The organism is Campylobacter concisus (assembly GCF_015229965.1).
GTDB lineage: Bacteria > Campylobacterota > Campylobacteria > Campylobacterales > Campylobacteraceae > Campylobacter_A > Campylobacter_A concisus_BD.
The window spans coordinates 77166-90452 of sequence record NZ_JAAKZB010000001.1; the positions used below are offsets into that span (position 1 = coordinate 77166).

Below are 13287 nucleotides of genomic sequence, written 5' to 3' on the forward strand. Positions count from 1 at the left end.
ATATGAGAGAAATTCCGTTTTACAAACCGACTATCACTGAGCGCGAAAGTGAGCTCATAGGGGAGGCTTTGCGTTCTGAAAATGCTACTGATACGGTTGCTAAATTTGAAGAAAAGATCAAAGAGTACTTTGGTGCGAAATTTGTAGTCACTACAAACAATATCGCAGCAGCACACCACCTAGCGCTAAGTGCGATGGATACAAAGCGCGGTGACAAGGTCATCTGCTCAGTAAATGCCTTCCCTAGCGTGGCTCAGGCTGTTAGACATTTTGATGCTGAGCCTATCTTTGTTGATATCGATGAAGAGGACTTTAACATCAGCCCAGAAGCCCTTGAAAAGGTGCTAAAAGAACAAAATCACAAAAAACTAAAATGTGCTTTTATCTCACACATCGCTGGACAAAGCGCTAGGCTTGATGAGATAAAGGCTATCTGCGAAAAATATGGCATCGTCGTTTTAGATGATGCAAACCGAGGCATAGGACTAACATACAATGGCAAAAAGGTTGGTTCAGACTCGTTTTTATCATGCTTTCAGACAAACTCGCGCGTGCAAAATCCTATCTCAACAGTTGGATTTTTCACGACAAATGACGAAGAGGTCTATAAAAAAGCAAAACTACTTCGTAACTACGCCCTTGTAAATGGTATAGATAAATTTGGTAGTTTAAGCTACATCTACGACGTCGTTGATATCGGTTTAAAATACGACATAAACTCGATAAATGCGGCATTTTCTATTGCTCAGCTTGAAAAGACAGACGAGCTTATAAAACGTAGAAAAAAGATCGCTGAAATTTACGATAAAGAGCTTAAAGAGTGTCACAACATCACAACTCCAGTCAAAAAACGCGAGCACATCTATACTCAGTACATCATCAAGATAAATAAAAACCGCGACAGCTTTGCTAGAGAGCTTTTGGAGCGTGGAATTCACACTTCGCTGCACTACATACCGATACATTTGCTAAGTTATTATAAAAATAAATATTCGCTTAAAGTAAATGACTTTCCAAATGCTCTAAAAGCATATCAACAAGTCTTGTCGCTACCTATCTATCATAGTTTGAGCGACGAAGAGGTGCAATACATCTGCAATACGGTAAAAGAAATTTCTAAATCACGTGTTTAAGAAATTTAACATCCTTTTACACTCTTGGGCGAATGACTACTTCTTTCGCCCAAATTTCTTTCAAATTTTACTAGCATTTTTACTTTTGCCACTAAGTCTTATCTACACTTTAGTAGTTGTTTGTAAGAAATTTAGCGCACAAAAAAAAGACTTTGGTATAAAGATAATTAGCGTTGGAAACTTAACCCTTGGAGGAAGCGGCAAGACCCCACTTTGCGTCGCTATCGCTAAGAATTTCGAAGGCGCTTTTATCATCCTTAGGGGCTATAAAAGAAAAAGCAAAGGCATGCAGGTAGTCGCTCGTGATGGCGAAATTTTACTTGACGTGGCGGCAAGTGGCGATGAGGCGATGATATACGCTACAAGCCTTAAAAACGCAAATGTGATTGTAAGCGAAGATAGAAAAATAGCCATAAACTACGCCAAAGAGCATGGCGCAAAGTATATCTTGCTAGACGATGGATTTTCTAAATTTGATATAGCCAAATTTGACATCTTGGTGCGTCCAAACCCAGAGCCAAAGCTAAAGCTTTGCCTGCCAAGCGGGGCTTATAGATATCCATTTAGCTTTTATAAATTTGGTGATTTTATAGCGCATGAAGGGCAAACTCACTTTAGAAAGAGTGAAATTTTAAATAAAAGCGAAAAAATGGTGCTAGTTACCGCTATAGCGAACCCAGCCCGCCTTGAAGCATTTTTTGGCGAGTGCGTGGGACAGGTCTTTTTCCCTGATCACTACGACTTTTCAAAAGAAGAGCTAAGCGAAATTTTACAAACCTACGGCGCGACCTCGCTTTTGATGACGCAAAAAGACTATGTAAAGGTAAAGGATTTTGGGCTGAGAGTATCGCTTATCACGCTTGAAGTTACGCTAAGCAAGGAGTTTAAAAAGGTTTTGGCGAAGCAAATTTAAGCCCATTTTGTTATAATGAGCCACTTTTTAAAAGGAAAATTTAGATCAAAATGAGAATTTTAATCACCTCAGTCGCAAAGAAAAAAGAGGCAAAAAAACTAAGCAAAAAGCTCGTGAAAAAGGGTTTTGCAGCTTGCGTGAGTAGCTTTAGTGCAAAGAGCATTTATCTTTGGCAAGAGAAGCTTTGTGATGAAAAAGAGCAAATTTTACTCATAAAAACGGACGTGAAATTTAAAAAAGTAGCTAAATTTATAAGAAAGCACCACAGCTACGAAACCCCAGAAATTTTGGCACTTAAGCCAAAAGATGTTTTTAAAAAATATGAAAATTGGATAAAAAAATCAACCAAAAAAGGCAAAAAATGAGACTAACACCAACTAGAAGCGTAAAAGATGAAAATGTAAAAAATGTAAATTTAAGCACAGCCATGCTTAGCCCAAGCTCCGCTCACGGCGGACTTTACGCGCCAAAGAAGCTACCAAAGATCACAAAGGCAAAGTGGCAAGAGCTCTCAAGCCTAAGCTACGAAAAGCTCGCACTTTACATCATCTCGCTATTTAAATTTGATGTATCTGAGGCATTTTTCAAAAAGGCGGTCAAAAGATATGCAAGCTTTGATGATCCAAAGCACCCAGTCATTTTTAAAAAAATAGATAAAAATTTATACGTAAATGAGCTCTATCACGGCCCAACTAGGGCATTTAAGGATATGGCACTTCAGCCTTTTGGCTCGCTGCTTAGCCAGCTAGCAAAGGAAAGGGGCGAAAGATACCTTATCATGTGCGCAACTAGCGGTGACACGGGCCCTGCGACACTTCAAACCTTTGCAAACGATGAAAATATAAAGGTCGTCTGCCTCTATCCAGATGGTGGCACGAGCGAGGTGCAAAAGCTTCAGATGCAGACCATGCAGGGTGAAAATTTAAAGGTTTTTGGCATAAAAGGCGACTTTGACGACGCTCAAAGGGCGCTAAAAACGTTGCTTGCAAATGATAAATTTAAGGCTGAGCTTAAGAAAAAGCGCCTTAAACTAAGTGCAGCAAACTCAGTAAATTTTGGAAGAATTCTCTTTCAGATCATCTACCACGCTTACGCTTACGCAAATTTGCTAAAACAAAAGGCACTTAAGGCAAACGAGAGCTTTGACATCATCGTGCCAAGCGGAAATTTCGGCAATGCACTTGGGGCGTATTACGCTAAAAAAATGGGCGCAAAGATCGGCAAGATCAAGATCGCCTCAAACGCAAACAACATCTTGACGCAGTTTTTCACCACTGGCGTTTATGATCTAAGAGACAAAAAGCTGGTTAAGACGATAAGCCCGGCCATGGACATTTTGATAAGCTCAAACGTCGAGCGATTGCTATTTGATAAATTTGGAAGCGTTAGAACTAATGAACTCATGCAAAGCCTTGCAAAAAACAAATTTTATAAGCTTAGCAAACAAGAGCTTGAGGCGCTAAAAGAGGACTTTGAGGCTAGCTGGTGCGATGATAAGGAGTGCGAGGCATATATCGCAAAGCTCGCAAAGGACGGCTACGCGATCGATCCGCATACGGCTACTTGCTTTAAAATGGTGGATGCTGGCCGCATAAATGTCATCACATCGACCGCGCACTGGGTGAAATTTACTCCAAGCATGATTAAAGCGTGCCAGATCACAAATACAAAAGATGAAAAAGATGCGCTGGCAAAGACCGCTAAAATCTTAAATGATAGCGTGCCAAGCTCGATAAACTCGCTATTTAGCGCGAAAATTTTGCATAAAAATATCATAAAAGAGGACGAGATCGAAAAGTGCGTCCTAGAATGGATCGAGCGATGATAATCATCCCAGCCCGCCTTGCCTCAACAAGGTTTAGTAATAAAATTTTAAAAGAGATAAACGGCGTGCCGATGTTTGTGGCGACGGCTCTTAGAGTAAGCGGTGTGGATGATGTGGCGGTTGCTGTGGATGAGCCAAGCGTGCTTGATATCGCTAAGGCTCACGGCATAAAAGCGGTGCTAACTAGCAAAGATCATCAAAGTGGCACCGATAGGATAAACGAAGCGGCGCAAATTTTGGGGCTAAATGGGGGCGAGATCATCATAAATGTTCAGGCTGATGAGCCATTTATCGAGCCTGAAAATATCGCTAAATTTAGGGTATTTTGCGAGCAAAATAAAGGGAAAGCATTTATGTTTTCTTGCTATAAAAAGATGGACGATGAGTTTGCGGATGATAAAAATTTAGTCAAAGTAGTGACTGATTTTGAGGGCTATGCGCTTTACTTTTCAAGATCAAGGATACCATTTAACAGAAGCGAGTGCAAAAGCTACAAGGCGCACCTTGGCATCTACGGATACAGCGTAAAAAGTCTAAAAGAGTTTTGCGGCCTCTTACCTTCAAGCCTTGAAAACACCGAGAAGCTCGAGCAGCTGCGTGCCCTAGAAAACGGCAAAAAGATAGCGATGCTAGAGGTTGAAAGTCAAAGTATCGGCATCGATAGCGAAGAGGACTACCAAAGAGCGCTTGCTAAATTTGGCAAATGAGCCTAAATTTGCTCTGCTTTGGCGTCTTTGCTACGGCAGAGCAAGTTCTAAATTTTTATAAATTTGAGTAATGGTTTAGCTGATTTTTTTTGTCTTTGATTTTGCGGTCTTGCTCAATTTTGCCCTGTTATTGGTTAAATTTATTGCAAACTTCATATTTTAAATTTACTTGAATAATTTTATCTATTTGCTGAGATGTTCTAAATTGCAAACTTGACTGAAGTTTTTTGATTCGCGGTCTTGTTTGTGCGTGAGATGAGTGAAATTTGATTGCATTTTGGTTGAATCCTAAGGCTAGGTTAAATTTATTGTAAGCTTTGCGGCTTGGGTCGTTTTAGCAAATTTTATATTTGCTGAGATGTTTTAAAATTTCATAAATTTAAGATAATCGTATGCTTTACTTAGTTTTGTTTTTGCATTACGGTCTTGTAGCACGCGATTTGGTGCAAAATTTGATTAAATTTTGGTTGTTTTACTATCCTAGAACCAAACCAAATTCGCTGATATTTTTTAAAATTTGATAAATTTAAGATGATTGCAAGTTTTGACTTTGCAATTTTACTCACGTCGCCGCACGATATAAATTTGGTAGCTGATTTTACTTAGTTGCCACTTTTCTAGCTAGTTACAAGGTCTGAAAAACCTAGAGAAATTTGGCTGATAAATTTAAAATTCCAGCCAAATTTGCCTTTGCAATCTAAATTTTCTCAAGCTTTGCTATGAAATTTTTAGCATTTATAAAGCCGATCGTCCTAAGCGCTTTTTGCTCTTCGCCGTCTTTAAAAAGTAGAAGTGCAGGCGGATCGATGAGCCCAAAATTTCTCAACATCTCATCATTTTGCGCCCCGCCACTTGTCACATCGATGCGAATAAGCGTAAAATTTGCCAAAGCATTTTTCACGCCAGCGTCCTTAAAAGTGATGTGCTCTATCTCTTTGCAGCTCGCGCACCAGTCGGCATAAAAATCCACAAGTACTGGCTTGCTCGAGCTTTTTATCATCTCATTTAGCTCGTTTAAATTTCTAGCTTGTTTGAAATTTAGCTCGCTCTCGTTTTTGGCTAAATTTAGCCCAGAAAGTGGCGAAAAGGCATCTTTTGAGCCCAAAAATGCGCCGATAATTAGCATGAGTGAGTAGATAAAAACTAGCACGCAAAGTGCTTTTTTAAATTTAGCCCAGCCACTATTTGCTGCCTCAAACGCTCCAAGATAAATGGCCGCAAATACGCCTATGACGCCATATCCTAGTAGCTCAAAAAACGCTCCAAGCACGCGTGCTAGGATCCAAACGGCCATGATGAGCATCAAAAAGCCAAAGAGTTTTTTAACTTCATCCATCCAGCCGCCAGGTCTTGGCATGAGCTTGCCAGAGCTTAGCCCTATCACAAGAAGCGGCACACCCATGCCTAGCCCCATGACAAAGAGCATGATGCCCCCGTAAATGGCGTCTCCACTTTGCGCGATGTAAAGAAGTGCGCCTGCTAGCGGTGCTGCCACGCAAGGCGAGACGATGAGCGCTGAGGCAAAGCCCATGATGAAAACACCGACGAGGCCTGAGCTGTTTTGTGACTTTTTGCTGATTAAGTTTTCAAATTTTGACGGCAGTTTGATGTCGTAAAAGCCAAACATACTAAAGCTTAAGATGATAAAAATGGCCGCAAATGCGCCGAGCACGTAGATGTTTTGCAGAGCCCCTGCGATGCCAAAGCCAAGTAGGCTTGCTCCAACGCCAGCAAGCGCGTAGGCAAGGCTCATCGCAACGACATAAACTAGCGAGAGCAAGAAACCTTTTTTGGCATTTAGGCTGCCACCCTTTGAGACGATGATGCTTGATAAGATCGGTATCATCGGAAAGACGCAAGGTGTGAGCGAGAGCAAGAGGCCGTAGCCAAAAAATGTCGCAAGCGAGATAAAAAAGTTTTTGCTACTTAGCTCGTTTGCGATGTTTTGATCTTCTGAAAGCTCGGTAAATTCAGGATTGGTTTCATCTTTTTGCTCTTTTTCAAAGGCTATGATGCTAAATTTGCCAAATTTCTCAAAAATGTCATAAATTTTAGTTTGCGGGCGGTAACAGATGCCATTTTTAGCACAACCTTGATAGCTTAAATTTAGCCTAACACTACTATTTTTAAGATGCTCTTTTACTAAATTTAATGGGATAAACAGTGAAAAATCTTTTGGGTAAATTTCATATTCGCCGGTGTTTTCGCTCTTTGGCATATTTAGGAGGCTGTTTATCTTCTCTTCGCCAAGTTTAATCTCAAAGCTATCTTTGTAAAGGTAGATATTTTCACCAAATTTAAACTTGATCTCAACACCTTGTTCATCGATACTTGGGCTTAAAACAAATGCCTTACTAACGTCTAAAACCTCGGCAAAAAGCGAGCTTGCAAACAAAATGAGAGAAAAAATAAATTTAAAAAACATGCTAATCCTTGCTAAATCAAAAGAGATGATTTTAGTCTAAATTCTTAAATTTATTCTATTTTATAGTAAAATCGTGAAAAAGCGTGAAATTTTTAAAAGGAGCGATGATGTCAAAAGATAAAAAACACCAAAAGAGCGATAAACTTGGCTACGAAGAAGAGCTAAGACTGCTTCAGATAGAACTTTTAAAATTCCAAAATCATGTCAAAGATAAGGGGCTTAGAGTGCTTATGCTAATGGAGGGGCGAGACGCAGCTGGCAAAGGTGGCACGATAAAGCGCTTAACAGAGCATCTAAATCCGCGCGGTTGCCGTATCGTGGCGCTTACAAAACCAAGCGACGTCGAGAAGACGCAGTGGTACTTTCAAAGATATGTGACACATCTGCCAAGCGCTGGCGAGATCGTCATCTTTGATAGGAGCTGGTACAACAGAGCTGGAGTTGAGCCAGTGATGGGCTTTTGCACGCAGGCTGAGCATAAGGAATTTCTGCGTGAAGTGCCAAAATTTGAAGAGATGATCATAAACTCAGGCATCATTTTCTTTAAAATTTACCTCTCTATCACAAAAGAGGAGCAAAAAAAGCGTTTCAAAGAGCGTTTAAACGACCCACTAAAGCAGTTTAAAATCTCTCCAGTAGATCAAAAAGCACAAGAGCTTTGGGATCAGTACTCCATCGCCAAATACTCGATGCTACTTGCCTCTCACAACAGCATCTCGCCGTGGGTGATCGTCTCAAGCGACAATAAAAAAGAGGCTAGGCTAAATGTCTTTAAATTTATCCTAACTCATGTCGAGTATCCAAAAAAGATAGATGAGTATCTAAAATACGACAAAAGTGTCGTAAGAGATGGAAGCGAGGAGATCAAGCGTATAGAAGAGGGGCTAAATAAGGATAAGCTAAAGAGCATAGATTAAATTTATTTGGGCTTGGTTGTAAAATTGTGCTTTAAATTTATGGCCAAGTTTTGCTAAAGCCACCACATAAGTTTTGCCAGAATGACCATTGCTAGACAAAGCACAAGAGCTATAAGGTGTGAAAATTTACCAAACGGATCTGGTTTTTTTAAAATAGTGACATTAAAAACAGAGATGAAAGTGATAAGACACATTAGAAGTAAAACTGCAATCTTTGCTAGTAAGAGCTTTTGAAAGTTGCTTTGCCACCAACCATGCTCGCCTCCAAGATAGTCCTTTGCCATGTATGCCCCACTTATCAAAAGTAGTAAAAATGCCGTGCCAAAAACCTTTGCACTGCCTTTTGTGTAAGCCTTTTTGACAGCTTCAAGAGTTTGAGGACTTATCGTTTTTTTAGCAAATGGATATATGCAAACATCAAAAAACACATATCCTATAAAGATAATGGCGCAAACTAAATGCGTAATGAGAGAAAAAAGATACATTTTTTTGCCTTTTTTGTTTGGCATTATATTGGGTTTATTTGAAAGGATTGCTGATTTGGATTAAGTATTGAGAAGTTTATAAGATCCGAGCGAAAGCTCGCTCGGATAAATGTTTTTAGAAGCTATATTTTGCTTCAAATCTGATACGATCTTGTTTGTAGCTTTCGCCGTCTTTTTTGTCTTTAGCAGCTGCATACCAAGAAAGGAATGTGAGTTTTTTGCTGTATTTATAGCTAGCATCAAGAGACCATTCGTTTCTTTTTGCTCTCTCTTTGCCAAGCGCATAGCTTGTACCTTTACCTTGAGTATATCCAGCACCAAAGCCAAATTTATCTATATCATATCCAGCATTAACAAACCAGTAGTTATTATCACCTGTGATATTGTTATAGTATTGACTACCATTACTCATTACACCATTTAAGATCTTAGTTGGGTTGATTAGACCACCATTTGCATCAAGAGTTACAAATGAAATTTTGTTATTGTCTTTGTTTTTGGCATCGAAGTCTAAATAACCAGCGTTAAGTTTAGCACCAAATAGTTTTGTGCCAGCTTGGATAGCCCAGAAATTTGCATCAGCTACTAGATCGTAGTCTGATTGATTATGAACATACTGTCCTTTTAGATTTAGATTAACATCATCAGTTACATTAAAGCTTACACCAGCTTCAGCACCATAAAGTGTAGCTACTTCTTGAACGTTTGCAATAGCTATTTGAAATGCTACAGGGTCATAGTTACCAGCTGCACCTAAATAGTATATATTACCAGGAGCATCGCTGATAACTCCTGTAAGTGTTTTTAGTAGAGGACCATCTATTTCATAGCCATCGTTTTGCACTGCATCAAATGCAGCTGCTGCTAGAGTAAGACCTGAAACATCAGTATTTACTACTTTAATACCTGTGCCTGCTATATCTTTATCATCATAGAATGTTCCTAGTAGCTGCTTACCAGCTGTAATAGTAGTATTGCCTACCTTATAGCCTAAATACATCTCATATACACCAAACGATCCAGTTGTGTCTGTTTTGTCTGTGCCTTTGGTAACGCCATCGCCTGAGTTATCTTTTGCTTCATATCTTAAATTTAAAACGCCAAAGAAGTTGTCGTCTATAGCAGCTTTAAATGCTGTTTGCATTCTAAATACGTGTCCAGCATTGCTACCTTTTTCTGTTCCTGTGTTCGCCGTTGATTTTTTAGTGTAATCGTTTGTATAACGATATCTTGCAAATCCTGAAAGATCTACGTTTTTTATAGCTTCTTCAAGTGGAGTTGCACTTGCAACGCTTGAAAATGCACCTAAAGCAACCAAAGCAGCTAAGCTAACTTTTGTAAGTTTCATCTAAATCTCCTTTTGATAAAAATGTTTTGAAAGGATATTATCATAGAAAATTAATTTTATAGCTTAAATTTCGTTAAAAAAATCAAAAATTATTACCGATCGTTTACCAAAATAAGATAATAAGATAAGATTTGTCTTTAAAAATTTGAGTTTATTTGAAGTTAAAAGATGAGAATTTATATCTCATCAGTTAAATTTAGACGTTGTTTTTAGCCTGCGCCTCTTCGCGCTCTTTCTTTTGTCTTATAGCGGCTTCTTTTTGGATATTTTTTTGCTGAGCGACAAAGATATGCTCTTCAAGTGTGACTAGCTGAAAGATGCCCTCAAAGATCTTGATCTCTTTTACGTAGCCTATCACTTTTACCTCTCTTTTTCTACTCTCTTCAAACCTTGCTTGTGCGTCAAATTCAACCACATCGCCAAGTTTGAGCGGTCCAAAGAAATTTATCCTAGCACCGATGCTAACGCAAAATTCTTCGTTTATAGCTAAAAGTGCTGCGTAGTTTGCCCCCATGAAGACAAAACCGCTATGTATGAGCCCCTCAGCGTCACTTACCATGTCAGCCGTGGTAAAAAATCTAGTTTTTGCGTGATTTTTCTCAAGTAAAAATGCCGTTCCACTAAAATTTAGCTTTGTTAAAGGAGCTGTTTTTATCTCATTTCTTAGCGGGTTTTCGTCCTCTGGGAGGATTATTTGCGACTCGTCTTTTGCTTCAAAAATATTTTCATCTGCCATATTTATCCTTAAATTTTAACTCTTACATAGGCTCTTTTTGGGGCTGGATAGCCCTCGATGGTCTCTGTGCTGTCATCTGGGTCTAGGAAATTTCCAAGACTCTCTCCGTCTATCCACTGCGTTTTTCGCTGCTCATTTAGATCAGTCGCCTTTGTCTCAAGCAGGGTAAAGTCCTTAAATTTAGCCCTCTCACACCAGTTACAAAGCGCACTAAGCGTTGGTACAAAGTAGATATTTGGAATTTTTGAGTACCTATCTTTTGGGCTTAGCGCAAAATCGCCATCCATATCTATATACATCGTATCTAAAAATAGCTCGCCGCCAGGATTTAGCGCGGTTTTTAGCTCTTTTAGCATCTTTATAGGATCGCTTCTATGGTAGATGACACCAAGGCAAAAAATAGTATCAAATTTCGCTGCGTATTCAGGCAAGCTCTCTACTCCAAGAAGCTCATAGTTGATATTTGAGCGGATAAATTTATTTAAAAAAGCAAACTGCAAATATGTATGCACGCTAGGATCAAAGCCAGTTATGCTTTTTGGGGCGTACTCAAGCATCTTAAACATATAATATCCATTGTTGCAACCCACGTCAGCCACACTTTTGTTAGCTAAATTTAGATGCGGGGCAAGGATGTTAAATTTAATAAAACTTTGCCACTCGCTATCTATATATATATCATCAAGTAAAAATGGCCCTTTTCGCCAAGGCTTTAGGCTAAGGGCGAGGTTGTAAATTTCATCTTTTTTGGCTTGGTCTAAATTTTTAAATTTGACATTTACGCTATCAGAGAGGCTAAATTCGCAATCAAAATTTGCTAAATTTTCTATTTTATTTAAAATTTGCTTTTGCTGCTCGTTAAATTTGCTAAGATCCACGCTATTTCCAGTCGACGATGTTGTGCGGACACTCTTTTTGGTAGGTGCCAGTCGCGTCATAATACTCTTTACAATCATTATAATATTGAGTCGAAACTCCACGCTCGTTCATATAAAGACAACCGTTGCAAAATAGCGCTATAAAGCCTAAAAATATAATCTTTTTCATGTGGCGGATTTTATCATAAATAAAAATTTTATGCTAGAATAGCAGGCAGTTTTAGAGCCAAGTTTGGCTAAGATTAAGCAAAAGGCATTTTATGCAAAGAAGAGATTTTTTTAAATTCAGTAGTTTTTTAGGTGCAGCAAGTCTGCTTCCAAGTGTCACTCTAGCTAGCGACGAGCCAGCAAACCCAGTAGTTAGAAATTTTGATGTAAATTTCAAACACCAGATACTTGAAAAGGGCAAAAGCTCGAGAATTTGGCTACCACTTCCGCTAAGCACCACTTATCAGCAACTAACCCAAGACTACGTCATAAACACAACCGCTAAAAACGTCTATATCTCAGACACGCTAATACCAACAATGTATGGCGAATTTGAAGAAAATGAGCAAAGACCTATTTTAAATATCCAGTTTAAGATCCAAACAACAGAGCGCAATACCGACTTTAGTAAGGTAAATTTCGATCCAAATGAGAAGGTCGATCCTGCTGTTTTGGAGTTTTTAAAACCAACTTCACACATCCCAACTGACGGCGTCGTAAGGGCAAAAGCACTAGAGATCGTTGGAAATTTAAAGGGCGATTTGGAGCGTGCAAAAGCGATATATACGTGGGTTGCAAACACTATGCAGCGTGATAACAGCGTCATTGGATGTGGCACTGGCGACGTTAAAGCCATACTAGAAAGTGGCAAGCTAGTTGGCAAATGCACTGACATAAACTCAGTTTTTGTGGGACTTTGCAGATCAGTCGGCATTCCAGCAAGAGAAATTTTTGGCATTAGAGTTGGTCAGTCTAGATTTTCAGATCAAATGGGTAGCGCAAAAGACGGCGTAGCTAAAATTTCAGGCGGACAGCACTGCAGGGCTGAGTTTTACCTAAAAGGCTATGGTTGGATACCGGTTGATCCAGCTGATGTTACAAAGGTAAGACTAGGTGAGAAATTAACAAACGACGACGCTAAGATTGTAGCTGTTAGGGATTATTGCTTTGGTAACTGGGAGATGTGCTGGATAGGCTTTAACTACGGACGTGACTTTATCTTAAAGCCAACCCCAGAGCAAACACCGCTAAATAACTTTGGCTATCCATACGCTGAAGTCGATGGCAACACACAAAACTACTATTCGCCAAAAGAATTTAGCTACGACTACGTCTCAACAGAGCTAAAATGAGAGCCTTTTGGCTGATACTAACATCCATAGGTAGTGCTATCGGCGCTACCTTGTGCTGCTTGCCGGCACTTCTTTTCTTGCTTTTTGGCACATCTTTTTCATTTCTATCTTGGACACAAAATTTATACGAGTACCGCGTCCCTTTAAGCGTCGTGGCGGTTATTTGCTTTGTGATCTCTGGTGTAGCTCTGTTTTACAAGCCAAAAAGCTGCAACCTAAGCTATAAAAAGAAAAAATGGATACTTATATATATACTTTTTGGAGTGATTTTGCTTTTACTTCTTACATATCCGGAGCTTTTAGGAGAAATTTATGCGTAAAATTTTAGTTTTAGCCCTTTTGGTGGCTGCAAGCTACGCTGAGAAAACGATAGAAATTTCAGTACCCAGCATGCACTGTCCGCTTTGCACGGCGATAGTAAGAAAGGCCGCACTTAGTGTTGAGGGCGTAAAAAAGGCAGACGTGTCGCTAAAAGAGCGAAAAGCTGTCGTTATAGCAGATGACAAGGTCGATGAAAAAGAGCTTTTAAAAGCGGTCGATGCGACTGGCTATAAGGGCGAGATAAAATAAATTTAATGGA

The 13287-nt window shown here is 39.4% G+C and carries 15 protein-coding genes; 9 read left to right on the plus strand and 6 right to left on the minus strand.

Annotated features, from left to right (window positions below):
* Window positions 1-2 precede the first annotated feature (2 nt).
* From G6W43_RS00425 to kdsB, 5 genes are read left to right on the plus strand one after another with little or no spacing between them, the layout of a single operon-like run.
* Window positions 3-1133, plus strand: coding sequence for a DegT/DnrJ/EryC1/StrS family aminotransferase (locus G6W43_RS00425; RefSeq protein ID WP_103615487.1), 1131 nt, complete (start codon window positions 3-5; stop codon window positions 1131-1133).
* Window positions 1126-2046 carry a tetraacyldisaccharide 4'-kinase gene (locus G6W43_RS00430; RefSeq protein ID WP_103617634.1) on the plus strand — a complete coding sequence of 307 codons (921 nt, stop codon included), beginning with the start codon at window positions 1126-1128 and terminating at the stop codon, window positions 2044-2046. The genes G6W43_RS00425 and G6W43_RS00430 overlap by 8 nt, the downstream gene beginning before the upstream one ends.
* A gap of 50 nt (window positions 2047-2096) precedes the next feature.
* On the plus strand, window positions 2097-2411 hold the full coding sequence (cutA, locus tag G6W43_RS10830) for a divalent-cation tolerance protein CutA (RefSeq protein WP_103617633.1): 315 nt from the start codon (window positions 2097-2099) through the stop codon (window positions 2409-2411).
* Window positions 2408-3871, plus strand: a complete 1464-nt coding sequence (gene thrC, locus G6W43_RS00440) for a threonine synthase (protein ID WP_103617632.1) — start codon at window positions 2408-2410, stop codon at window positions 3869-3871. The genes cutA and thrC overlap by 4 nt, the downstream gene beginning before the upstream one ends.
* Window positions 3868-4578, plus strand: a complete 711-nt coding sequence (kdsB, locus tag G6W43_RS00445) for a 3-deoxy-manno-octulosonate cytidylyltransferase (protein ID WP_103617631.1) — start codon at window positions 3868-3870, stop codon at window positions 4576-4578. The genes thrC and kdsB overlap by 4 nt, the downstream gene beginning before the upstream one ends.
* Window positions 4579-5275: 697 nt before the next feature.
* Here kdsB and dsbD read toward each other — a convergent pair.
* A complete protein-coding gene (dsbD, locus tag G6W43_RS00450) occupies window positions 5276-7003 on the minus strand; it encodes a protein-disulfide reductase DsbD (protein ID WP_194168887.1) in 1728 nt (575 codons plus the stop codon).
* 107 nt (window positions 7004-7110) lie between these two features.
* On the opposite strand from dsbD, the gene ppk2 reads away from it, so the two are divergent.
* Window positions 7111-7920, plus strand: coding sequence for a polyphosphate kinase 2 (gene ppk2 / locus G6W43_RS00455; protein WP_002942696.1), 810 nt, complete (start codon window positions 7111-7113; stop codon window positions 7918-7920).
* Between the two features lie 53 nt (window positions 7921-7973).
* On the opposite strand, the gene G6W43_RS00460 is transcribed toward ppk2, so the two are convergent.
* The 5 genes from G6W43_RS00460 to G6W43_RS00480 all read right to left on the minus strand — a co-directional run bounded on the left by G6W43_RS00460 (window position 7974) and on the right by G6W43_RS00480 (window position 11536).
* A complete protein-coding gene (locus tag G6W43_RS00460; protein WP_194168888.1) occupies window positions 7974-8405 on the minus strand; it encodes a trehalose-6-phosphate synthase in 432 nt (143 codons plus the stop codon).
* Between the two features lie 115 nt (window positions 8406-8520).
* On the minus strand, window positions 8521-9753 hold the full coding sequence (locus G6W43_RS00465) for a major outer membrane protein (protein ID WP_194168889.1): 1233 nt from the start codon (window positions 9751-9753) through the stop codon (window positions 8521-8523).
* Between the two features lie 196 nt (window positions 9754-9949).
* Complete coding sequence (locus tag G6W43_RS00470; protein WP_194168890.1) at window positions 9950-10489, minus strand: PaaI family thioesterase; 540 nt, start codon at window positions 10487-10489, stop codon at window positions 9950-9952.
* 8 nt (window positions 10490-10497) lie between these two features.
* On the minus strand, window positions 10498-11367 hold the full coding sequence (gene cmoB / locus G6W43_RS00475; protein ID WP_262974962.1) for a tRNA 5-methoxyuridine(34)/uridine 5-oxyacetic acid(34) synthase CmoB: 870 nt from the start codon (window positions 11365-11367) through the stop codon (window positions 10498-10500).
* A gap of 1 nt (window position 11368) precedes the next feature.
* Window positions 11369-11536 carry a hypothetical protein gene (locus G6W43_RS00480; protein ID WP_002942642.1) on the minus strand — a complete coding sequence of 56 codons (168 nt, stop codon included), beginning with the start codon at window positions 11534-11536 and terminating at the stop codon, window positions 11369-11371.
* Between the two features lie 91 nt (window positions 11537-11627).
* Between G6W43_RS00480 and G6W43_RS00485 the strand changes: the two genes are divergently transcribed.
* Genes G6W43_RS00485 through G6W43_RS00495 form a run of 3 tightly spaced genes read left to right on the plus strand, consistent with a single transcriptional unit; the run spans window position 11628 to window position 13277 of the window.
* Window positions 11628-12707, plus strand: coding sequence for a transglutaminase-like domain-containing protein (locus tag G6W43_RS00485; protein ID WP_103594075.1), 1080 nt, complete (start codon window positions 11628-11630; stop codon window positions 12705-12707).
* Window positions 12704-13027: a hypothetical protein gene (locus tag G6W43_RS00490; protein ID WP_009294140.1), complete on the plus strand. Its 324-nt coding sequence runs from the start codon at window positions 12704-12706 to the stop codon at window positions 13025-13027. Before G6W43_RS00485 ends, G6W43_RS00490 begins: the two co-directional genes overlap by 4 nt.
* The gene (locus tag G6W43_RS00495; protein WP_021085953.1) at window positions 13020-13277 is read left to right on the plus strand and encodes a heavy-metal-associated domain-containing protein; all 258 of its coding nucleotides are present in this window, start codon (window positions 13020-13022) and stop codon (window positions 13275-13277) included. Before G6W43_RS00490 ends, G6W43_RS00495 begins: the two co-directional genes overlap by 8 nt.
* Window positions 13278-13287: the final 10 nt, after the last annotated feature.